19 protein-coding genes and 1 other RNA gene are annotated in these 21,344 nt (G+C 62.4%); 10 read left to right on the top strand and 10 right to left on the bottom strand.

What is annotated here, in order from left to right; all coding sequences use genetic code 11:
• The first annotated feature begins 8 nt into the window (after window positions 1-8).
• The 3 genes from ACEK02_RS25705 (at window position 9) to ACEK02_RS25695 (ending at window position 5,108) form a co-directional block, all read left to right on the top strand.
• Complete coding sequence (locus ACEK02_RS25705; protein WP_371424323.1) at window positions 9-431, top strand: cyclopropane-fatty-acyl-phospholipid synthase family protein; 423 nt, start codon at window positions 9-11, stop codon at window positions 429-431.
• Window positions 432-724: 293 nt separating this feature from the next.
• Window positions 725-1,939, top strand: a complete 1,215-nt coding sequence (locus ACEK02_RS25700) for an efflux RND transporter periplasmic adaptor subunit (protein ID WP_371424322.1) — start codon at window positions 725-727, stop codon at window positions 1,937-1,939.
• A 10-nt stretch (window positions 1,940-1,949) separates the two neighbouring features.
• Window positions 1,950-5,108, top strand: coding sequence for a multidrug efflux RND transporter permease subunit (locus tag ACEK02_RS25695; protein ID WP_371424321.1), 3,159 nt, complete (start codon window positions 1,950-1,952; stop codon window positions 5,106-5,108).
• Between the two features lie 66 nt (window positions 5,109-5,174).
• On the opposite strand, the gene ACEK02_RS25690 is transcribed toward ACEK02_RS25695, so the two are convergent.
• From ACEK02_RS25690 to tkt, 9 genes are all read right to left on the bottom strand, one after another.
• A complete protein-coding gene (locus ACEK02_RS25690) occupies window positions 5,175-5,966 on the bottom strand; it encodes an inositol monophosphatase family protein (protein ID WP_371424320.1) in 792 nt (263 codons plus the stop codon).
• Between the two features lie 102 nt (window positions 5,967-6,068).
• Complete coding sequence (locus tag ACEK02_RS25685) at window positions 6,069-7,139, bottom strand: tetratricopeptide repeat protein (RefSeq protein WP_371424319.1); 1,071 nt, start codon at window positions 7,137-7,139, stop codon at window positions 6,069-6,071.
• Between the two features lie 7 nt (window positions 7,140-7,146).
• Window positions 7,147-7,830, bottom strand: a complete 684-nt coding sequence (locus ACEK02_RS25680) for a thiamine phosphate synthase (protein ID WP_371424318.1) — start codon at window positions 7,828-7,830, stop codon at window positions 7,147-7,149.
• A gap of 2 nt (window positions 7,831-7,832) precedes the next feature.
• Entirely contained in the window at window positions 7,833-8,858 is a 1,026-nt protein-coding gene (locus ACEK02_RS25675) for a class I fructose-bisphosphate aldolase (RefSeq protein ID WP_371424317.1), read from the bottom strand.
• Window positions 8,859-9,024: 166 nt separating this feature from the next.
• Window positions 9,025-10,092 (bottom strand): class II fructose-bisphosphate aldolase, encoded by a 1,068-nt coding sequence (gene fba, locus ACEK02_RS25670; protein ID WP_371424316.1) that lies wholly within the window; start codon window positions 10,090-10,092, stop codon window positions 9,025-9,027.
• Window positions 10,093-10,257: 165 nt separating this feature from the next.
• Window positions 10,258-10,515 (bottom strand): hypothetical protein, encoded by a 258-nt coding sequence (locus tag ACEK02_RS25665; protein ID WP_371424315.1) that lies wholly within the window; start codon window positions 10,513-10,515, stop codon window positions 10,258-10,260.
• A gap of 62 nt (window positions 10,516-10,577) precedes the next feature.
• Window positions 10,578-11,771 carry a phosphoglycerate kinase gene (pgk, locus tag ACEK02_RS25660; RefSeq protein ID WP_371424314.1) on the bottom strand — a complete coding sequence of 398 codons (1,194 nt, stop codon included), beginning with the start codon at window positions 11,769-11,771 and terminating at the stop codon, window positions 10,578-10,580.
• A gap of 151 nt (window positions 11,772-11,922) precedes the next feature.
• A complete protein-coding gene (gap, locus tag ACEK02_RS25655; protein WP_371424313.1) occupies window positions 11,923-12,933 on the bottom strand; it encodes a type I glyceraldehyde-3-phosphate dehydrogenase in 1,011 nt (336 codons plus the stop codon).
• A gap of 127 nt (window positions 12,934-13,060) precedes the next feature.
• Window positions 13,061-15,046 carry a transketolase gene (gene tkt / locus ACEK02_RS25650; RefSeq protein WP_371424312.1) on the bottom strand — a complete coding sequence of 662 codons (1,986 nt, stop codon included), beginning with the start codon at window positions 15,044-15,046 and terminating at the stop codon, window positions 13,061-13,063.
• A 308-nt stretch (window positions 15,047-15,354) separates the two neighbouring features.
• On the opposite strand from tkt, the gene ACEK02_RS25645 reads away from it, so the two are divergent.
• From ACEK02_RS25645 to ACEK02_RS25615, 7 genes are all read left to right on the top strand, one after another.
• Window positions 15,355-15,684: a DUF4164 domain-containing protein gene (locus ACEK02_RS25645; RefSeq protein WP_371424311.1), complete on the top strand. Its 330-nt coding sequence runs from the start codon at window positions 15,355-15,357 to the stop codon at window positions 15,682-15,684.
• Between the two features lie 6 nt (window positions 15,685-15,690).
• Window positions 15,691-16,074 carry a cell division protein ZapA gene (locus ACEK02_RS25640; RefSeq protein ID WP_115030146.1) on the top strand — a complete coding sequence of 128 codons (384 nt, stop codon included), beginning with the start codon at window positions 15,691-15,693 and terminating at the stop codon, window positions 16,072-16,074.
• Between the two features lie 61 nt (window positions 16,075-16,135).
• Window positions 16,136-16,295: non-coding RNA, 6S RNA (ssrS, locus tag ACEK02_RS25635), on the top strand.
• A 129-nt stretch (window positions 16,296-16,424) separates the two neighbouring features.
• Window positions 16,425-17,012: a 5-formyltetrahydrofolate cyclo-ligase gene (locus tag ACEK02_RS25630; RefSeq protein WP_371424310.1), complete on the top strand. Its 588-nt coding sequence runs from the start codon at window positions 16,425-16,427 to the stop codon at window positions 17,010-17,012.
• 1 nt (window position 17,013) lies between these two features.
• The gene (locus ACEK02_RS25625) at window positions 17,014-17,838 is read left to right on the top strand and encodes a TIGR00282 family metallophosphoesterase (protein ID WP_371424309.1); all 825 of its coding nucleotides are present in this window, start codon (window positions 17,014-17,016) and stop codon (window positions 17,836-17,838) included.
• A 218-nt stretch (window positions 17,839-18,056) separates the two neighbouring features.
• Window positions 18,057-18,560, top strand: a complete 504-nt coding sequence (locus ACEK02_RS25620; RefSeq protein WP_371424308.1) for a GDSL-type esterase/lipase family protein — start codon at window positions 18,057-18,059, stop codon at window positions 18,558-18,560.
• Window positions 18,561-18,681: 121 nt separating this feature from the next.
• The gene (locus ACEK02_RS25615; RefSeq protein WP_371424307.1) at window positions 18,682-20,136 is read left to right on the top strand and encodes a tetratricopeptide repeat protein; all 1,455 of its coding nucleotides are present in this window, start codon (window positions 18,682-18,684) and stop codon (window positions 20,134-20,136) included.
• A gap of 52 nt (window positions 20,137-20,188) precedes the next feature.
• Here ACEK02_RS25615 and ppk2 read toward each other — a convergent pair whose 3' ends face one another.
• Window positions 20,189-21,115, bottom strand: a complete 927-nt coding sequence (gene ppk2, locus ACEK02_RS25610; protein WP_371424306.1) for a polyphosphate kinase 2 — start codon at window positions 21,113-21,115, stop codon at window positions 20,189-20,191.
• Between the last annotated feature and the right edge of the window lie 229 nt (window positions 21,116-21,344).

Raw genomic sequence — 21,344 nt, 5'->3', positions numbered from 1 at the left:
CCACCTCGGTGTGCGGCTATGTCGAAGGCGAGGCCGTGTCGCGCGGTCTCTCCAATCGGTGCGTCATCACGCAGGGCATGAATGTCGTTGAGCGGGAGCAGACATTCGATCGCATCGTCTCGGTCGAGATGTTCGGGCATGTGATGAACTGGCGCGAGCTGATGACCGCCGTGCGTTCATGGCTGGCGCCAGACGGCCGCTTGTTTCATGCACATCTTCACGCATCGCTATCTCATCCGGCAATAGGCAGGCATACTCGCTGTCGAGATAGAGTGGTGCTGGTGCGGCACGTATCGCAGCTCCGGCGAATGATCGGCTCGACAACTTTGATCGCTCTCGCGACGAGATCGAAAGCATCCTGCGTCCGGTCTATGGACGCGCCGCCGCATTGCGGATGCGGCGCTGGCGCTGGTTCTTCCTCGCTTGTTTGACTATGCCGCCGCAAGCGAGTGGGGGTGAGTCACTACCGAATGACCGCCGTTAACTGAGTTATCGCCGGTTCCGCCCGATTCACGTTCGCGTGAGACTTGAAAGCTGCTGCGAGTTCAATGCGATAGGCCGTGTGGCAATGCGCCGCCTCGATATGCATTGCGCCGCAGCACTGCGGTTTTTATTCTGAGCCATCAAACAGGTTCGATGAATCCGGCTACGCGCACGATGACCTCACAGGTCCGGCGTATCCGTCGATGTATGTCCGAATAGGCAACTTAGGGTACCAAATTAAATGACGACCTTGAACGCACGCTCTGCAGGCTTCGTGCTTCTGCTGGCGGGACTCGCACCCGTGCTCGCCGGATGCAACGAACCGAAGGATGCCGTGGCGTCGACGTCTGCACAAGCTCCCGAGCCCGAAGTCAGCGTGATTTCCGTGAAGCCACAGTTGCGCGCGATCATTCGCGAATTGCCCGGCCGCATTGCGCCCACCCGAGTCGCAGACGTGCGAGCCCGTGTGTCGGGGATCGTTATCGAGCGTACATTCCATCAAGGTACCGAAGTGAAGGCCGGCGATACGCTTTATCGAATCGATCCGAAGCCGTTCGAAGTGGAACTGCAGTCCAATCAGGCTGCGCTCGCGAAGGCGCAAGCGGCGTTCGAACAGGCATTGCAGCAATCCAGGCGTATCGCTACCCTTGCTCAGCAGAAGGCTGTGTCGGAAGCCGAGAACGAAAAGGCTTTCGGTGCGATGCGTCAGGCCGAAGCCGAGATCGCGGCCAAGAAGGCCGACGTCGCGCGCGCGCGTTTGAATCTGGACTACGCGACCGTTCGCGCGCCGATCGACGGTATTGTAGGTGCCGCGCTGGTGACCGAAGGCGCGCTGGTGGTGCAGAACGACAATACTAACCTGGCGACCATCCAGCAGCTCGATCCGATCTATGCCGACTTCACTCAGTCGGTGTCAGAGCTCAACAATCTGCGCCGCGCATTCGAGACGGGCGATCTCGAGCGGATTGCGCCCGACACCGCCAAGGTGCGCCTCGTGTTGGACGACGGTACGATCTATTCGCATCCCGGCAGATTGCTGTTCTCGGAAGCCAAGGTCGATACCTTCACGGGTCAGGTGACGCTGCGTGGCGAATTCCCGAATCCGAAGCGCGAGCTATTGCCCGGCATGTATGTCCGCGTGCAGATCGAGCAGGGTATCGACATCGATGCCATCGCGGTTCCGCAGCAGGCAGTCCAGCGCAATGGTGGTGGCGGCGCCGAAGTGTTCGTCGTCAAGGATGACGGTCGTGTCGCCGTTCAGATGGTGCGCACCGGCGCCGTGCAGGACGGCCAGTGGTTCGTGACCGAAGGTCTCAAGGGCGGTGAGCGCGTCGTGGTCGAGGGGTTCCAGAAGTTCGCTGCCGGCGACAAGGTGAAGCCGATGGCGTGGACTGACGCGACTGCTGCTGCGGGCCCTCTGCCCGAGGGGCAGAAAACCACTCAAGCCCGTCCCTGAGTAAATCGAAATGGCTAATTTTTTCATCGACAGGCCGATTTTCGCCTGGGTCGTTGCGCTTTTCATTTGTCTTTTCGGCGCGATCGCGATTCCGCAGCTGCCCATTGCGCAGTATCCGATCATCGCGCCGCCATCGATTTCGATTTCGACCAGCTATCCCGGTGCGTCGCCCGAGAACCTCTACAACAGCGTTACGCGGCTGATTGAGGAAGAACTCAATGGTGCTGCTGGCATCCTGAACTTTGAATCGACCAGCGACTCGCTCGGCGCCGTCGAAATCATCGCGAACTTCCAGCCCGGCACCGATACCAGCCAGGCCTCGGTCGAAGTGCAGAACCGCCTGAAGCGCGTGGAAGCGCGTCTGCCGCGTGCCGTGATCCAGCAGGGCATCTTGGTCGAGGAAGCGTCTGCCGCGGTGCTGAACATCATCACGTTGCGCTCCACTGATAACAGTCTCGACGAAGTCGGCCTCGGCGACTTCATGATCCGCAACATCCTTGGTGAAATTCGTCGTATTCCCGGCGTCGGCCGTGCCTCGCTGTATTCCACCGAGCGCTCGCTGCGCGTCTGGGTCGATCCCGCCAAGCTCGTTGGCTATAACCTGACGTCCGACGACGCGAACAAGGCGATCACCGCGCAAAACGCCCAGGTCGCCTCCGGCAGTGTTGGCGCCGAGCCGTCGACCGCGACCACCAAGACCTCCTCGCTGGTGCTCGTCAAAGGCCAGCTCTCCACCCCGGAAGAATTCGGCGCCATCGTGCTACGCGCCAACGCCGACGGATCAACCGTGCGGCTGCGAGACGTCGCCCGTATAGAGATCGGCGGCCTCAGCTACCAGTTCACCACCCGCCTGAATGGTCAGCCGACGGCCGGCCTGTCGGTGCTGATGTCTCCGACGGGCAACGCGCTGGCGACGGCGTCCGCGATCGAAGCCAAGATGAAGGAGTTGTCGAACTTCTTCCCGGCCAACATTGCCTATGACATTCCGTACAACGTCACGCCGGTGGTCGAAGCGTCGATCATGAAGGTGGTGATGACGCTGATCGAGGCTGTCGTCCTCGTTTTCATCGTGATGTTCCTCTTCCTGCAGAACTTCCGCTACACGCTGATCCCGACCATCGTCGTGCCCATCGCGTTGCTCGGCACCTGCACGATGTTGTTGCTGGCCGGCTATTCCATCAACATGCTGACCATGTTCGGCATGGTGCTGGCCGTCGGCATCCTCGTCGACGACGCCATCGTCGTGGTCGAGAACGTCGAGCGCATCATGAGCGAGGAGGGCCTTCCGCCGAAGGAAGCCACCAGGAAGGCGATGGGCCAGATCTCCGGTGCCATCATCGGTGTCACGCTGGTCATGATCGGCGTGTTCGTGCCGATGGCGTTCTTCCCGGGCTCGGTCGGCATTATCTACCGCCAGTTCTCCGTCACCATGGTCGCCTCCATTGCATTCTCCGCATTGCTGGCGCTCTCGCTGACGCCGGCGCTGTGCGCGACCTTCCTGAAGCCCGTCAAGGAAGGACACGGCCATGCCAGGAAGGGCCTGTTCGGCTGGTTTAACCGCAAGCTCGACGCCACCCGCGACGGCTATTCGAAGACGGTGGGCTGGTCGATCAAGCGCACCGGACGTTTGCTGATCGTCTATGTCGCGCTGCTGGTGGGATTGACCTGGGGCTTCATGCGGATGCCCGGCGGCTTTTTGCCGATCGACGATCAGGGCTTCATCACCACTGACGTGCAGACGCCGTCGGATTCCTCGTTCGCCCGCACAGAAAGTGCCATCGAGAAGGTCGAGGACTATCTGAAGAAGCGTTCCGGCATCGAGAGCGTCGTGTTCCTGACCGGCTTCAGCTTCCTCGGCCAGGGCATGAACACCGCGCAGGCCTTTATCACCCTGAAGGACTGGTCGGAGCGTCCGCCGAAGGACTCCGCGGCGGCACTCGTCGATGATATCAACAAGAGCCTGTCGTCGATCCGCGATGCCAAGATCTCTGCCTTGCAGCCGCCGCCGATCGACAATCTCGGCAATTCGTCGGGCTTCAGCTTCCGCCTGCAGGACCGTGGCCAGAAGGGCTTCATCGCGCTCAATGCCGCGTCCGACAAGCTGGTCGCGGACGCCAATGCCAGCCCGGTGCTGCAGAAGGTGTTTGTCGAAGGCCTGCCGCCGGCGCCATTGGTCAACCTGATGATCGACCGCGAAAAGGCAGGCGCCTTCGGCGTCACTTTCGAGGACATCAACAGCACGATCTCGACCAATCTCGGCTCGAACTACATCAACGACTTCCCGAATCGCGGCCGCATGCAGCGCGTCGTGGTCCAGTCGGAGGCCGCCAACCGGATGAACGCCACAGACATCCTGAACTACAACGTCAAGAACAGCCGCGGACAGCTGGTGCCGTTCTCGTCCTTTGCCACCGTGGAATGGGCAAAGGGGCCGACCCAGATCACCGGCTTCAACTTCTATCCGGCAGTGCGAATCTCCGGCGAAGCACGGCCCGGCTTCACCTCGGGCGATGCCATCAAGGAGATGGAGCGTCTGGCTGGCCTGCTGCCGCGCGGTTTCGGCTTCGAATGGACCGGCCAGTCATTGCAGGAAAAACTGTCCGGCTCGCAGGCGCCGTTCCTGCTCGCGCTGTCGGCGCTGGTGGTGTTCCTGGTGCTGGCAGCGCTTTATGAGAGCTGGACGATTCCGGTGGCCGTGCTGATGACGGTGCCGCTCGGCATTGTCGGCGCCGTGCTGGCGGCGAATTTGCGCGGCCTGCCGAACGACGTCTACTTCACGGTGGGTCTGATTACGATCATCGGTCTCGCGGCCAAGAATGCGATTCTGATTATCGAATTCGCCAAGGACCTGCGCGCGCACGGCAAGTCGCTGGTGGATGCCACGATGGAAGCCTGCTTCCTGCGCTTCCGCCCGATCGTGATGACCGGTCTCGCCTTTATCTGCGGTGTATTGCCGATGGTCGTCGCATCGGGGGCCGGCGGTGCCAGCCAGCAGGCGCTTGGTACGTCGGTGACCGGCGGCATGATCGCGGTGGTGATCCTGGCACTTCTCATGGTGCCAGTGTTCTTCGTGTCGGTGCAGCGCCTGTTCTCGCCCGACAAGGCGCCGAAGGCGGAAGAGACAAAGCAGGACGAGCCGGCCGCATCGCCGTCCGTGTTGCACAGCTAAGGCAATCAAACAAAAAGCCCGGATGGCGCAACGCTATCCGGGCTTTTTCTATTCGAGCGATCAATCTTACTTCGACAGCGGCCGCAGAATCTTCGTCAGCGCGCCGTGCACGAATTCGTTGCCGGCGACGACGTTGCCGGTCGTCAGCACATCGCCGCCATTGATATCGCCAACGGTGCCGCCGGCTTCCTTGATCAGGATCAGGCCCGCAGCGACGTCCCACGGCTGCAGGTTGCGCTCCCAATAGCCATCGAGGCGGCCCGCTGCGACGAAGGCCAGATCGAGCGAGGCTGCACCGAAGCGGCGCAGGCCGGCGACCTTGGGCTGCAATGCGCTCATTTCCATGCGCGAGAGCTCATGGTCGCCCCGGCCGATATGCGGCAGGCCGCAGGCGATGACGCATTCGTTGAGTTGTTTGCGTCCGGCGACACGCAGGCGGGTGTCATTGAGGAACGCGCCCGAACCCTTTTCGGCCATGTAGAGTTCGTCATTGGCCGGATTGTAGATCAGGCCGGCGATGACCTGACCTTCGCGCGCCAGACCGATGGAGACCGCGAATTGCGGGATGCCGTGCAAAAAGTTGGTGGTGCCATCGAGCGGATCGACGATCCAGGTGTGGCTCTTGTCGGTGCCGTCGCGGCTGCCACCTTCCTCGCCGAGGAAGCCATAGCCCGGGCGGGCCTTGTTGAGGTCGGTATAGAGCATTTCCTCGGCCCGCTTGTCGGCGAGGCTGACGAAATTCGCCGGACCCTTCATCGAGACCTGCAGGTTCTCGATCTCGCCGAGGTCGCGCTTCAGGCTGCGGCCGGCGCGGCGTGCGGCTTTCACCATCACGTTCATAAGGGCTGAATTGATCATGCGTTCGTCTCACGACGACCTGACGGCAGGTCTGATTGGGGGTTGCTGGGGCGATGGGTGCCCTGCGGGCGGCATCCCGTCAAGGCAAGATCGCTACAGGGGTCATTTCTGGGTCGTGCCCAGCCACTTCTTGGCGGCTTCCTGGGCCTTGGTCTTTTCCTCGGGGGTGGCCTGGGCCAGAAGCTCGTCGAGCATCAGGTCGCCCTTTCCGGCAGTTTTGGCCACGATGTGCCATTTCAGGCCTTCCAGTCGGTCGTCGGTATTGGTGCGGAGCGCCAGCACCCGGGCGAGGCGATTCTGGGCAATCGGGCTATTCTGTTTGGAGGCCTTGCGAAGCAGGGCGATGGCCGCAGCCTCGTTCTTGGGGGTTCCGGTGCCGTTATAGAGCGCAATGGCATATTCGACCTCGGCATCGACATTGTCGGCCAGCGCCGCCGCCTGGAGCAGGCGGACCGCCTTGTCCATGCTCTTCTCGACGCCGGTGCCCTCCTTGTAGAAGGTCGCCAGTGCGTATTGCGCTTCGGGGTTGCCGGCATCGGCGGCGACGCGGAGCAATTCGGCCGAACGCTTGACGTCCTGCGGCAGCGTCTGTCCGTCGAGATAGAGCAGCGCCAGATTGTAGGCGGCCTTGGGATTGCCAAGCTTGGCCGAGGACGCCAGCAGTTTCACAGCCTCGTCGCGTTTGCCGACATTGCCGCGATCCGATAGCCGCAGCATCGCCAGCGCGAACATGGCCTCGCGGTCGCCGCGCTCCGACGCGCGTTGATACCATTCAGCAGCCTTGGCGTAATCGCGTTTGACGCCGAGTGCGTTGGCGTAGAGTTCGCCGAGCATGGTCATCGCCTTCGGATCGTTGTTCTCCTGCGCGCGCTTGCTCGCGAGTTCGAATGCGGTCTTGTACTGACCGCGCTGATAGGCGCCATAGACCAGATCGGCATTGGGGTCGGTTGGTGCAGCTTCTGCGGGTTGCGCGGACTTGTCAGCAGGCGGCGCAGGAGCTTTCTTCGCTGCTGTCGGTGCTTTCGTCGGTGCCGGCGCTTTCTTTGGCGCGGGCTTGCTTGCAGCCGGTGGCGGCGTCTGCACGCCCGGCGGCGTCAGCGAGATCTGCGCGGACGCGCAGGCCGCCCAGACAACGCAGCCGGCAATCACAGTGAGGGAACGCAGAACTTTCATTCCCGCGTTATTCCTGTTCGACTCTGGGCTGCCCCGAGACGAGCGCCGCGTATCCCTGCTGGATCGCCTTCTCTGCGTCCATCAAGGCCGCAGCAGCACCGCGTGCGTCGTTCCAGATGACGTCGCCGACCAGCACGAAGTCGGCGCCGGCGGCTGCGAATTCCCTGGCTTCGTCGAGTGTCGTAGCGAAGCCCACGCAAGGCGGTTCGAACAATTCCGCCCACCACTGCAGGCGCTCGACAATGGCGTCAGTCGATGGGCGCTGGCCCTTCGGGTCGGGCTCGCCGAACAGCACGTAGTCGGCACCGGCTTCGCCTGCAGCCATCGCGTTGTGGCGTGTCGATAGTCCACCGCAGCCGGCGATGCGATCCGGTTTCAGCGAGGGGAGTGCGTCCTGCAGGGGGGCGAGACCGGGCAGATGGGCCCCATCGGCGCCGCCGCGCGCGACGAGTTCGACATTGCCTTCGACCAGCATCGCCGCGCCCACGTTCTGGATGACCGGCGCCAGCGCTTTGATGCGCGTGATCATGGTGCGCTGGTCGGTGGTGGCCAGTCGCACCAGCACGGCGGCGACATCCGCCTTGCCCAAGAGAGCGGGAAGGCTGGCCGCCAGCGTTGACGGATCTTCGACGACAGCCGTCGCGAGATAGAGGCGCGGCATCGGCGGCGGCGGAACGGGTTTGGAAGCCAAGACTATAGCGCCTTCTGTTCTTGATCGGGTGTCCACTCGCCCTTGCTGGCGAGTGAATTCATGTGTGCACGATGGGTGAAGGCCTGCTGACCAACGGGCACATTGTCGGATTTACCGGACCAGGCCTTTTGCGGCGCGGCCTGAAGCGCACGACCATAGGAGAAAGTGAGCGCCCAGGGCAGGCCGCCGATCCTGTTCATGGCGTCGAGATGTGCGGTGGCGTCTTTGTCTGACTGGCCGCCGGAGAGGAACGCAATGCCGGGCACGGAAGCAGGCACGCAGTTTTTGAGCATGCGCACGGTCTTCTCCGCGACCTCGGCCACGCCAGCCTGGGTCTTCGATTTCTTGCCCGAGACTGCCATGTTGGGCTTCAGGATCATGCCTTCCAGTGCGACGCGCTGGAGCCGCAATTCCTGAAACGTCTTGTTGAGCACGCGCTGCGTGACCTCGACGCAGCGGTCGATATCGTGATCGCCGTCCATCAGCACTTCCGGCTCGACGATCGGCACGATCTGCGCCGCCTGGCACAGTGCGGCATAGCGGGCGAGGGCGTGTGCGTTCACGGAGATGGCTGTCATCGAGGGAATGCCGGCACCGATATCGATCACCGCGCGCCATTTCGCAAAGCGTGCGCCGCGGTCGTAATATTTGGCGAGACGCTCGGCGAGCTTGTCGAGACCGGCTGTGATCAACTCACCGGGGCAGTTCGGCAATGCCTGTGTGCCTTCATCGACCTTGATGCCAGGAATGGCGCCGGCTTCCTCGATCAGCCGCACCAGCGGCGTGCCGTCCTTGGCGTTTTGCCAGATGGTCTCGTCGTAGAGGATCACGCCGGAAATGTAGCTGCTCATGGCCTCGCGCGAGCGAAACAGCATCTCGCGATAGTCGCGGCGGCTGTCCTCGGTGGACTCGACCCCGATCGCATCGAAGCGCTTCTTGATCGTGCCGCCGGATTCATCTGCGGCAAGCAGGCCCTTGCCCGGCGCGGTCATGGCGCGGGCGATCTTGTTGAGTTCGGCGAGGTTCATGGGCGTGTCCTGAGCGGGCTAGTCCTGCAGGCCAATCTAGACGGTTCTCGGGCAAAATCCGAGCATATGGCAGCCTAATGGGCTCATTCGCATCCGATTTCGGCAAAAAAATCAGCCTCCATATGCTGTATGGCAGGCTGACCGGCAGTCAATTGGCAGTTTGGGCTCAGGCGATCTTGGCGTTCAGCTCGCCCGAGGCGTAACGCTTGGCCATTTCGGCTGTGGTCAGCACCTTCTTGAACTTGCTGGCCTGGCCGGCGGTATTGAATTCCTGCAGGCGCTGCTTGCAGAGCTTCACCATCGCTTCCATCGCCGGCTTCAGATACTTGCGCGGGTCGAATTCGCTGGGGTTTTCGCTCAGCACCTTGCGGATCTGGCCGGTCATGGCCATGCGGTTGTCGGTGTCGATGTTGATCTTGCGCACGCCGTGCTTGATGCCGCGCTGGATTTCCGACACCGGCACGCCCCAGGTCGGCTTCATCTGGCCGCCGAATTTGTTGATGATATCCTGCAGCTCCTGCGGCACCGAGGACGAGCCGTGCATCACCAGATGCGTGTTCGGCAGCTTGCGGTGGATTTCCTCGATCACGTTCATGGCGAGGATGTCGCCATCGGGCTTGCGGGTGAACTTGTAGGCGCCGTGCGAGGTGCCCATGGCGATCGCCAGCGCGTCGACCTGGGTCTCCTTGACGAACTTCACGGCCTCATCGGGATTGGTCAGCAACTGGTCATGGCTGAGTTGGCCTTCGGCGCCGTGGCCGTCTTCAGCTTCGCCCATGCCGCTCTCCAGCGAGCCGAGCACGCCGAGTTCGCCTTCCACCGAGATGCCGCCGAGATGGGCCATGTCGGTGACGGTCTTGGTCACGCCGACATTGTAGTCCCAGTCCGCCGCCGTCTTGCCGTCTGCCTTCAGGGAGCCATCCATCATCACCGAGGTGAAACCGGCCTGGATCGCGGTCATGCAGGTTGCGGCTTCGTTGCCGTGGTCGAGATGCACGCAAACGGGAATGTGCGGATAGATTTCAGTAACCGCGTCCATCATGTGCTTGAGCATGATGTCGTTGGCGTAGGAGCGCGCACCGCGGGAGGCCTGGATAATCACCGGCGCATCGACACCGGATGCAGCCTCCATGATCGCCAGCGCCTGTTCCATATTGTTGATGTTGAAGGCCGGCACTCCGTAATCGTGTTCTGCTGCGTGATCGAGCAGTTGACGCAACGTAATACGGGCCATGCGGGGAGCTCCTTGTAAAATGGGGACAGGCGCAAACGCCGCGCCGAGGGATATATGGCTCTTAGCGCGAGGAGGCGGCGAATCCAAGACGCCATCAGTCGCACATACAGCCAACGTTAATCGCCGTGGTGGCCCAGCGTTCCAGCAAATGGAATTTCCGAAGCGTCAGTGCTCACGAGCGTCAAGCAATGCGATCTGCTGCTCGACGGCTGCGAGCCGTTCCTCAAAATCACCGGCCGCCGACCGCATCAAGACCAGCACCGCAGCGCCGTCACGGCGTTGTTTGCGGATGAGCGTTTCCATTCGCTCATGCTCGACGCGGTTCTCACGCTTGAAATCGCCAACGTCCGCACGTACGGCGGCAATGTCACCCTGAATTTTCTTCAGGATCTCGAACATCGCTGTTGGCACGTCTTCGCTCATGGAAAGAACATACCGTAAACATCGCCGCGCCCACAAGTCTTGCGGGCAAAAATGTACCGCTGCTACTTCTTCAGTACTTCGACACCCGGCAGCGGCTTGCCTTCCATCCATTCGAGGAAGGCACCGCCCGCCGTCGAGATATAGGAGAAGTCATCGGCGACCCCGGCGTGATTGAGCGCAGCCACCGTGTCGCCGCCGCCGGCGACTGAAATCAGCTTCTTCGCCTTGGTACGCGCCGCGGCGTGTTTGGCGCCGGCAACCGTGCCGCGGTCGAACGGTGTCATTTCAAACGCACCCACCGGGCCATTCCAGACTAGCGTGGCGGCATCGTCGATCGCCGCGTTGATGCGTTCGATCGACTGCGGGCCGACATCGAGGATCATGCCCTCATCGGGGATCGCATCGAGACCGTAAGCGTGTGACGGGGTGTTGGCGGCGAAGTGGAATGCGACGACGGCATCCACCGGCAGGATGATGGCGCAGCCGGAGGCTTCGGCCTTGTCGATGATCCGCAGCGCAGTGGCGGCGAGATCTTTCTCGCACAGCGACTTGCCGACGTTGACACCCTGCGCATGCAGGAAGGTGTTGGCCATGCCGCCGCCGATGACAAGTGCATCGACCTTGGTGACGAGGTTTTCAAGCAGGTCGATCTTCGAGGACACCTTGGCGCCGCCGACGATGGCGATCACCGGCTTGGTCGGCGCGTCCAGCGCCTTGCCGAGCGCATCGAGTTCGGCCTGCATGGTGCGGCCGGCATAAGCGGGCAGCTTGTGGCCGAGCCCCTCGGTGGAGGCGTGGGCGCGATGCGCCGCCGAGAATGCGTCATTGACCCAGATATCGCCGAGCTTGGCGAGTTCGGCGACGAAAGCCGGATCGTTCTTCTGCTCAGCGGAATGGAAGCGCGTGTTCTCAAGGCAGAGAACGTCGCCGTCTTTCATCGCGCCAACGGCCCTGGCAGCGACGTCACCGACGCAGTCGTCGGCAAAGGCGACCGGCTTCTTGATGACAAGCGCGAGTGCTTCAGCAACCGGCTTCAAGGAGTCCTTGGCATCGCGGCCCTTGGGGCGACCGAAATGCGCGAGCAGTATGACCTTGCCACCCTTGTCGGAGATTTCGGTGACGGTCGGCGCGATGCGCTCGAGCCTCGTCGCGTCCGTGACCTTTCCGTTGTCCATGGGGACATTGAGGTCGACGCGCACGAGAACGCGTTTGCCCTTCACATCGACGTCGTCGAGGGTGCGGAAAGAATTGGTCATGGCTGGCTCGGTCAGTTGGCGGCATCCTTCGAGGCGCCGCGCCAAAGCGCGGCTCCTCAGGATGAGGTGGAGTTCCGTGATGAAACTAAATCCCTCATGGCGAGGAGCGCGCCAGAAGGCGCGCGCTTCGAACCATGAGCAGTCGCTCTGCTTACAGCAGCTTGCCCATCGCAACGGCTGTGTCGGCCATGCGGTTGGAGAAGCCCCATTCGTTGTCGTACCAGGAGAGCACGCGCACCAGCGTGCCGTTCTGCACCTTGGTCTGGTCGAAGGCGAAGGTCGACGAATGCGGGTCGTGGTTGAAGTCGATCGAGACGTTCGGATGGCTGGTGGTGCCAAGGACACCCTTCAGTTCGCCGGCGGCAGCCTTCTTGATGGCTTCGTTGATCTCTTCCTTGGTGGTCGACTTCTTGGCGATGATCTTGAGATCGACCACCGAAACGTTCGGGGTCGGCACGCGGATCGAAACGCCGTCGAGCTTGCCGGCAAGTTCGGGCATCACGAGGCCGATGGCCTTCGCAGCGCCGGTCGAGGTCGGGATCATCGACATCGCAGCCGCACGGCCGCGATAGAGATCGCTGTGCAGCGTGTCCAGCGTCGGCTGGTCGCCGGTGTAAGCGTGGATCGTGGTCATGAAGCCGGTCTCGATGCCGACAGTTTCGTTCAGCACCTTGGCGACCGGCGCGAGGCAATTGGTCGTGCACGAGCCGTTGGAGACGACTAGATGCTCCTTGGTGAGTGTCTTGTGGTTGACGCCGTAGACGATCGTTGCGTCAGCGCCGTCCGACGGTGCCGAGACCAGCACGCGCTTGGCGCCAGCGGTCAGATGCGAGGAGGCCTTCGCCTTGGCGCTGAAGATTCCCGTGCATTCGAGCGCGATGTCGATACCGAGATCCTTCCACGGCAGCGTGTTCGGATCGCGCACTGCGGTGACCTTGATCTTGTTGCCGTTGCCGAGCTGGATGCTGTCGCCATCCACGGTAACTTCGCCGGGGAAGCGGCCATGCACGCTGTCGAAGCGCAGCAGATGGGCGTTGGTTTCAACCGGGCCGAGATCGTTGATGGCGACGACTTCGATGTCGGTGCGCTTGGACTCGTAGATCGCCCGCAGGACGTTGCGGCCGATGCGGCCAAAACCGTTGATCGAAACCCGGACTGCCATTCAACTTCTCCCTTTTAATAGGCTCAAACCTCGCGTGAGGGCCTTCATATAGTGACGTGTGACGGGCGTTTCATGCCCTGAATGGAACGCTGGTGCAATGTGTCAAATTACCAGCGTTCCAATAGAGTTAAGCCGCGTTGTGCTTGCGGGTCGCGGCCTCCACGACGGCTTCGGCGGTGATACCGAACAGCTTGTACAATTCTTTCGCCGGCGCGCTCGAGCCGAAGCCCTTCATGCCGATGAAGGTGCCGTCGTGGCCGATCACGGCATCCCAGCCGAACCGGACCGCGGCTTCGACGGCGATCTTGATTGGCGCGTCGCCGATGATCGCCTTCAGGCGCTCTTCGGGCTGCTCCAGCAGCAGTTCGAGCGAAGGCACCGACACCACCCGCGTCGCGATGCCCTTGTCGGCAAGCTGCTTCTGGGCAGCGACGGCGATCTCGACTTCCGAGCCGGAAGCGAAAATCGACACGGCGGCCTTACCCTTGGCCGCGATCAGCTCATAGCCGCCGGCGGCGCAGAGATTGTCGTCATGATGCGTGGTGCGCACCGGCGTCAGGTTCTGGCGCGACAGCGCCAGCATGGTCGGACCGTTGGTCTTCTCCATCGCGAGCTGCCAGCATTCGGCAGTCTCGACCGTATCCGCCGGGCGGAACACCCGCATGTTCGGCATCGCGCGCATCGCGGCCAAATGCTCCACCGGCTGATGGGTCGGGCCGTCTTCGCCGAGACCGATCGAGTCATGGGTCATGATGTAGATGACCGGGATCTGGGCCAGCGCCGAGATGCGCATCGCCGGTCGCGCATAGTCGGTAAAGCACATGAAGGTCGCGCCGGCAGGAATGAAGCCGCCATGCAGCGCGATGCCGTTCATGGCTGCGGCCATGCCCATTTCGCGGATGCCGTAATGGATGTAGCGGCCCTTGAAGTCGCCGGGCTTCACCTCAATGGCGTGCTTGGTGCGGGTGTTGTTCGACGGCGTGAGATCGGCGGAGCCGATCACCATTTCCGGCACGACCTGGACCAGTGCTTCCAGCGCGAGTTCGCTGGCCTTGCGGGTCGCAACGGTCTGCGGCTCGGCGATCAGCTTCTTCTTTAACGCGCGGATCGCGTCGGCCATGGCTGCCGGTCGAACATGATCGTTGCGGCGGATGAATTCGCTGCGCTGGTCGTCCGGAAGCGCATCGAAGCGCTTCTGCCAGTCCGCATGCGCCGACGCGCCCTGCTTGCCGACATTGCGCCAAGCCTGCAGGATGTCATCGGGCACTTCGAACGGGCCGTAATCCCAGCCCAGTGCCTTCTTGGCGCCTGCGAGTTCTTCTGCTCCGAGCGGTTCGCCGTGGGCCTTCGAGGTGCCGGCCCGGGTTGGTGCACCAAAGCCGATGGTGGTCTTGCAGGCGATCATCGACGGACGGTCGGATGCCTGCGCCTGCTTGATGGCGGCAGCGATGGCGACCTGGTCGTGGCCATCGACATGCACGGCATTCCAGCCGTGGGCCTTGAAGCGCGCGACCTGATCGACACTGTCCGCGAGCGACAGCGGGCCGTCGATGGAGATGCCATTGTCGTCATACAGGAAGATCAGCTTCGACAGCTTGAGATGCCCGGCGAGGGCCATTGCTTCATGGCTGATGCCTTCCATCAGGTCGCCATCGGAGCACAGCACGTAAGTGTAGTGATCGACCACATCGCCATATTCAGCGGCGAGCATGCGCTCCGCGAGCGCGAAACCGACTGCAGTCGCGACGCCCTGGCCGAGTGGACCGGTGGTGGTCTCGACGCCGGAAGTGTGGAAATTCTCGGGATGGCCGGGGGTCTTCGAATGCAGCTGGCGGAAGTTCTTCAGCTGATCGAGCGTCATCTCCTTGTTGCCCGTCAGATAGAGCAGGGCATAGAGCAGCATCGAGCCGTGACCGGCCGAGAGAATGAAGCGATCGCGATCCGGCCACTGCGGATCGGCGGCGTCGAATTTGAGGAACTGTGTGAACAGCACGGTGGCGATATCGGCGGCGCCCATCGGTAGCCCAGGGTGACCGGATTTGGCCTTTTCCACGCCATCCATGGCGAGGGCACGAATCGCGTTGGCCATTTTCGAGTGATCAACCTGCGCCATGTCGGTTTCCGTCTAAATTGAAGGGAATGGAATATTTCGCGTCCGCAAGAGGGGCGGTCTGCAGCGAGATGTTGGGATCGCTTAGGAGAAACTGGTGGATAGCATCTGGGTTCCTGGGAGTCCAAGGTCTCCCGAACAGTTCTGGTCTGTGGATATATACCGGCGGTTTTTGTCGGCTTTGCGGTGCATAGCTTTTAAGCTTTGTTGCGTCCGGCTCGCTTGCAACCTAAGTTTCAGGGCCTAAAGGCTTGCGGAGCCGTGGTTTTTGAGCTCCGGTCGCATCACATCCAAGGTCCGCGTAACCCAGTATGGTCGAACGTCCCGCCCATCTCTCTGCCTCCGATCCCGCCAGTAATGGCGCGGCCGAGATCGACGCCGCCACGCGGCGGTTGATGGCGGCGCTGGATGCTCTGGAAAGCGCCGTGGAGCGCCGCCATGAAGCGGATCGCGACGAGGATGAACTGGCCACCCGCATTCAGGCGCTGGGCGCCGACCGGTCTCGCCTGGCGGATGAGCTCGATGGCACGCTGGTGAAATCGCGGCGGCTGGAGCGCGCCAATCGCGACATCGCCGACAAGCTCGATACCGCCATCGGCACCATCCGCGCAGTGCTGGCTGCGGACAATGCGCATGAGTGAAGCGAGATGAGCCACGTCAATGTCACCATCAATGGCCGGCAATACCGCATGGCCTGCGAGGAGGGTCAGGAAACCCGGCTGCTGCGATTGGCGGAGAGTCTTGAATCCCGTGTGGAAAACCTGCGCGGCAAATTCGGCGAGATCGGCGATGCACGGTTGACGGTGATGGCGGCGCTGACCATTGCCGACGAACTGGTCGATGCCAATCAGCAGATCCGCGCCTTGCAGGAAGAGCTCACAGCGTTGCGCGATGTCCGGGTTGTCGCTGCGGACCGCGCACGGGCGACGCAGACGGCAGTTGCCGCGGCGCTGAATGCAGCGGCCGAGCGGATCGAGAAGACCACCCAGGTGCTCAACCGCACCATCGGCGGCGGCGTTGCTATTGGATAACGCAGGCTTCGGTGCCAAGCGGGCACTGGCGCATCCGCTCGATAACCCCTACATTGTGCAGGCGAGGCTGCGTCGCGCGTCAGGAGCCATATATCCCCGGGGCCTTATCGATCCTTCAGGGAACTGTCCCTGACCAGGTCCGTGGATCTGGTCACATGGTGCCCACCTACTTTCGTAGGTGCTCCGGGATCGAGTGCTTCAACGGCCATCGTGGCTTCGCGCTTTTACTTTTGTGACGGCTCTGGCCGTTTGCGTGGCTTTTGCCGCGCCTCTTAACCTCTCGAGACGAAGATGCTGGTGAAAACCGGTCCTGCGCTTCCGCAGGCTCTGGGGACAGCATATCCTGCGGCATGTCCGACACGCCGCCCACTCCGACAAAGATTGAGCTCCGCATCGCCGCGCTGGCACGCCGCACGGCGCTGAGCGAGGCTGAAAGATCGGCTGCAGCGCAGGCCATCGCAGCGCGGGGGCTGCCTTTCCCCGTCAGGGACGGCGGCATCGTCGCCGGCTATTCCCCCATCCGCAGCGAGATCGATCCGATCCCGCTGATGCAGCGTCTCGCCGCCCGAGGTGTGCGGCTGGCGCTCCCGGCGATCGTCGCCCGTGATGAGCCGTTGATGTTCCGGCTCTGGAGCCCGAGCGATGTGCTAGTGCGCGGCTCGCTTGGCATTCCGGAACCGGCACCGGAGGCGCCACGACTGATCCCCGATATCCTGCTGGTGCCACTCGCGGCCTTCGACCGCGCCGGCCACCGCATTGGCTATGGCGCGGGGCATTATGACCGCACCTTCGCGCAACTGCACGCCATCAAGCCATTCATCTCCGTGGGCGTGGCCTTCGACACCCAGGAAATCGAGGCTATTCCGATGCAGCCGCACGACGTGGCGCTGGATTATGTGGTAACCGAGACCCGGACGATCGATTTTCGGAGCATCTGACTTGCGTATTCTTTTCATTGGCGACGTCGTCGGCAAGACCGGCCGCGTGGTGATCCTCGACAGACTGCCGGGCCTAATCCGTGACTGGAAGCTCGATCTCGTCGTCATCAACGGCGAAAACGCGGCCGGCGGCTTCGGTATCACCGAGACGATCTACAACGACCTCATAGATGCCGGCGCCGATGCGGTGACGCTCGGCAATCACGCCTGGAATCAGAAGGAAGCGCTGGTGTTCATCGAGCGTGCGCCGCGCCTGATCCGTCCGCTGAATTTCCCGCGCCATACGCCAGGCCGCGGCGCCGCGCTGATCGACGCCAAGAACGGCGCGCGTGCGCTGGTGATCAACGCCATGGGCCGCGTCTTCATGGAGCCGCTCAACGATCCGTTCAGCGCAGTCGGCAAGGAGATCGATGCCTGTCCGCTGGTCGAGGCTGCCGATGCCATTGTGGTGGACTTCCACGGCGAAGCCTCGAGCGAGAAGCAGGGCATGGGCTATTTCTGCGACGGCCGCGTCAGCCTCGTGGTCGGCACGCATACGCATGTGCCGACGGCAGATCACCAAATCCTAGCGGGCGGCACGGCCTATATGACCGATGCCGGCATGACCGGCGACTATGATTCTGTGATCGGAATGCAGAAGGAAGAGCCGGTACGTCGTTTCACCACAGGCATTCCTTCCGGCCGCTTCGAACCGGCCTTCGGTCCGGCGACGCTCAGTGGCGTCGCCGTCGAGACGGATGACAAGACAGGGCTTGCGTCTCGCATCGCACCGGTGCGGCTGGGCGGCCGGCTCTCGCAGGCCGTGCCGGAGTTCTGGGTGACCTAGACGCATGTCCGACCGCCGGCTTCGGACCAGTGCGCGCGGGTAGCTGTCGACGGCGGCTTAGCCGTGGTTCCCTGACGGCCCGACGTCCCACGCCGTACTCACCCAATTGGGGGACGAACGTGACGTCGTTCCGTGCCTCCTTGCTTCTGTCAGCTTGCTGCAAAGTTGGTCACCGAGCATCGAGCCGATCCAGTCCAGATCAGACAGAGGGAACAATCATGATATCACTTAAAACGGCGATCCTCGCCGCGACGCTGCTCGCTGGCATGAGCGTCATGCAGTCCGCGTCGGCGCAGGTCGTCGCCCTCGGCGCGAGCAACACCGAGGGGCACGGCGTCGGTTCTTCAGAAGCCTATCCGGCGCAACTGGAGCGCATGCTTAAGGCCAAGGGCTCGAGCACTCAGGTCAGGAATGCCGGCGTATTTGGCGATACCACGCAAGGCATGCTGTCGCGGCTCTCGAGCAGCGTACCTGAAGGAACCAAGGTGGTCATCTTGCAGTTCGGTGGCAATGATGGCCGTCGCGGCATCACCCCGCCGCAGCGGCAGGCCAACATCGCCAACATCCAGCAGCAACTGAAGGCGCGCGGCATCAAGACGGTTCAGGCCGACGGATATGTGAAAGCGGCATTGCAGTCGGGCATGGCCCAGAGTGATCACATCCATCTCACTGCCGCGGGTCACCAAAGGGTTGCCGCACAGCTCGTCGGCTCGGTTCGATAGGCTGCACCGACGGCGGTTCGCTCACGCATTTCTCGTTGCAGCTCTTCCGAAAAGGTCCGCCCCGGCATGGCCGCGGCGGGCCTTCCGGCCCTATCGCTTCATTTCATTCAGGGGCCATATGATGTCATCAGGACTGGTTCAGCACGAGCAACCTCTTCCCGCTTCGGACCGGCCGGTCGTGCAGGCAAAGCGCCGGCTTCACGCCCGCACCCGGGACTATCTGGCAGCGCAGATCCGGGAGCGGACGGTTGCCGAGCTGGTGATGTTTGCCAAAGGGCTGGCCGTCGTCCTCGTCACTATTGTGCCGATCGTCCTGACGGTGATCGTGGTCTCCAAGGCGATGGTCGAGAACGGCATCGTGATGACCGCGCTGCGCGTGCCGCAATCGCTGGAAGCCGCAGGCTACACGGCAGAGACCGCAACGCAGCGACTGCTGGATGAAATCTCCGCCCTGAATCGCACCTCCAATGCTGCGAAGCCCAAAACTGCGCTTGGTGACACGCAATTGATCGATGCTCTGTCGTCTATCGAAACGCCGGCTGGAAACATCGACCTGAAGTCGTTCCAGTCGCTGATCCAGAAGGTGCTGGGAAAGAAGATCGTTCAGATCTCCGGTGAAATCACCACTCGCAATGAAGACGGCAGGGAGCTGTTGCGGCTTCGTCTGCGTCAGACCCCTGGCCGCGAGGGGCTGATCGATGTTGAAACCGCGCAAGGCGCCGAGAATCTTTTCAGGAAGGCTGCGCTGAACTTGCTGGAACACATCGATCCCGAAATCGCGGCGGGCATCTATTTTCGCGAGTATGGCGACGAGGAAAGCGCCATGCGCCTGACTGCCGTCGCCCTGGCAGGCGGCCACAAGGACGCGGAAAAATACGCTTTGAACTTGCGGACCTACATCTACCTCGGCCGGGGCCAGATCGCCGAAGCGATGCAGGCGACGGAGGGCGCGCGGGCCATGGATCCCGAATTCGCCGCGACCGAATACACCAGGGCCTTCGTGCTACTGGCGCAGAAGCGGCCGGAGGAAGCGCTGGAGGCGGTGCGGCGCGGCGTCGAACGCGCGCCGGACTCCGACAACAGCTACAACTCCCTCGGCTTCGTGCTGAATGCGATGGGCCGCAAGGACGAAGCGATCGACGCCCATCGGGCCGCGCTCGGCAAGAATGCGCGAAGTATCGTGGCCTATCGCCGGCTGGCGGTGGTATTCCGCGACGCGAAGCGTGACAGGGAGGCGAGCGAGGCGTTGCTGACAGGCGTCGCCATGATCCCGAACAGCGCCATGCTGCAGCTCGATTATGGCGAAGACCTGCAGCGCCAGGGCCGCAACTATGAAGCTATCGGGCCGTTGCGAAAGGCTTACGAGGCCCAGCCCGACAACATCAGGTTTCAGATCGCGCTGGCCGAGACCGAGCATGCGCTCGGCCATATCGCGGAGGCTATCAAGCTGGCCTCGATCGTGAAAAGCCGGCTCGGCACCGGCGAGAAATTTCCCGGGAATATTAGACAGCGCGCCGATGCCCTCGTCGCGCGCATCGGTCCAGGTACGGAGGCGACGGCGCCGGCCACAAAATAGTCGGCGCCGTTGTGCATGATTGCCGAACTGATAGCTCTGCTGCACGCGGCGCTTAATAGCGCTCAGGCACGTACATCTCGGCCGGTACCGGCGTGCGGTGATAGTCGGGATTGCGGACGCGGGCCGGCAGGGTCACCGGCGGGTGCTCGACCTCCTGATATGGGATCTGCTCGAGCAGATGCGCGATGCAATTCAGGCGCGCCTTCTTCTTGTCGACAGCCTGCACCACATGCCACGGCGCTTCCGGAATATGCGTATGTTCGAGCATCGCTTCCTTGGCCTTGGTGTAGTGCTCCCAGCGAGTGCGCGCCTCGACATCCATCGGGCTGAGCTTCCACTGCTTCAGCGGATCGGCGATGCGCATCGAGAAGCGCAGATGCTGAGCTTCGTCGGTGATCGAGAACCAGTATTTGATCAGGATAATGCCCGAGCGCACCAGCATGCGTTCGAATTCCGGCACCGAGCGGAAGAATTCCTCCACGTCATCCTCGGTGCAGAATCCCATCACGCGCTCGACGCCTGCGCGATTGTACCAGCTACGATCGAACAGCACGATCTCGCCGCCAGCGGGGAGGTGCGAGACGTAACGCTGGAAGTACCATTGCGTGCGCTCGCGCTCGCTCGGCGCGGGAAGCGCAGCGACGCGGCAGACGCGGGGATTGAGCCGCTGGGTGATGCGCTTGATGACGCCGCCCTTGCCGGCGGAATCGCGGCCCTCAAAGATCACCACGACCTTGAGCTTGTTATGCTGCACCCAGCTTTGCAGCTTCACCAGCTCACCCTGCAAACGGAACAGCTCCTTGAAATAGAGGCGCCGCTCGATGGTCTCCGCCGGACTGTGGCCGGACATTTCGTTGGTCAGGGCGTCGAGACGATCGTCGTCGATCTCGAGCTCGAGTTCTTCGTCGAAGCCGTCCAGCATTTCTGCGCGAATGCGGTCGTGGATTGCTTGCGCGTCGTCGAAGGAATGTTCGGTCATGGCAGCTCCGCTGGCATCGAATGGGTCCACGGTTATGGACCGACTCAATTGTCAGCGGTGTGACACTGCCTTCCAGGCCCGCGGCGAGGGGGAATGGCCCCAATGAGTCTAGCCGCCGCCATCCATGCAGGACGGGGTACCACCCGCCGAAATTCAACTACGCGTGATTGGCGCTACCTTGAGGGCCAAGCATGCGCATCTGAGGTCGCGGGGCTCATTGACCAGGGAA

The organism is Tardiphaga sp. (assembly GCF_041424195.1).
Lineage (GTDB): Bacteria > Pseudomonadota > Alphaproteobacteria > Rhizobiales > Xanthobacteraceae > Tardiphaga.
The sequence above is the reverse complement of the archived record's forward strand: the minus strand, read 5'-3'. Positions and strand labels throughout refer to the sequence as shown.

Excerpts from the sequence above, each read along its gene's own strand:
- ACEK02_RS25700 (WP_371424322.1), top strand. The coding sequence starts at position 725 with ATGACGACCTTGAACGCACGCTCTGCAGGCTTCGTGCTTCTGCTGGCG.
- ACEK02_RS25695 (WP_371424321.1), top strand. The coding sequence starts at position 1,950 with ATGGCTAATTTTTTCATCGACAGGCCGATTTTCGCCTGGGTCGTTGCG.
- ACEK02_RS25690 (WP_371424320.1), bottom strand. The coding sequence starts at position 5,966 with ATGATCAATTCAGCCCTTATGAACGTGATGGTGAAAGCCGCACGCCGC.
- ACEK02_RS25685 (WP_371424319.1), bottom strand. The coding sequence starts at position 7,139 with ATGAAAGTTCTGCGTTCCCTCACTGTGATTGCCGGCTGCGTTGTCTGG.
- ACEK02_RS25675 (WP_371424317.1), bottom strand. The coding sequence starts at position 8,858 with ATGAACCTCGCCGAACTCAACAAGATCGCCCGCGCCATGACCGCGCCG.
- fba (WP_371424316.1), bottom strand. The coding sequence starts at position 10,092 with ATGGCCCGTATTACGTTGCGTCAACTGCTCGATCACGCAGCAGAACAC.
- ACEK02_RS25665 (WP_371424315.1), bottom strand. The coding sequence starts at position 10,515 with ATGAGCGAAGACGTGCCAACAGCGATGTTCGAGATCCTGAAGAAAATT.
- pgk (WP_371424314.1), bottom strand. The coding sequence starts at position 11,771 with ATGACCAATTCTTTCCGCACCCTCGACGACGTCGATGTGAAGGGCAAA.
- gap (WP_371424313.1), bottom strand. The coding sequence starts at position 12,933 with ATGGCAGTCCGGGTTTCGATCAACGGTTTTGGCCGCATCGGCCGCAAC.
- tkt (WP_371424312.1), bottom strand. The coding sequence starts at position 15,046 with ATGGCGCAGGTTGATCACTCGAAAATGGCCAACGCGATTCGTGCCCTC.
- ACEK02_RS25645 (WP_371424311.1), top strand. The coding sequence starts at position 15,355 with ATGGTCGAACGTCCCGCCCATCTCTCTGCCTCCGATCCCGCCAGTAAT.
- ACEK02_RS25640 (WP_115030146.1), top strand. The coding sequence starts at position 15,691 with ATGAGCCACGTCAATGTCACCATCAATGGCCGGCAATACCGCATGGCC.
- ACEK02_RS25630 (WP_371424310.1), top strand. The coding sequence starts at position 16,425 with ATGTCCGACACGCCGCCCACTCCGACAAAGATTGAGCTCCGCATCGCC.
- ACEK02_RS25620 (WP_371424308.1), top strand. The coding sequence starts at position 18,057 with ATGATATCACTTAAAACGGCGATCCTCGCCGCGACGCTGCTCGCTGGC.
- ACEK02_RS25615 (WP_371424307.1), top strand. The coding sequence starts at position 18,682 with ATGTCATCAGGACTGGTTCAGCACGAGCAACCTCTTCCCGCTTCGGAC.
- ppk2 (WP_371424306.1), bottom strand. The coding sequence starts at position 21,115 with ATGACCGAACATTCCTTCGACGACGCGCAAGCAATCCACGACCGCATT.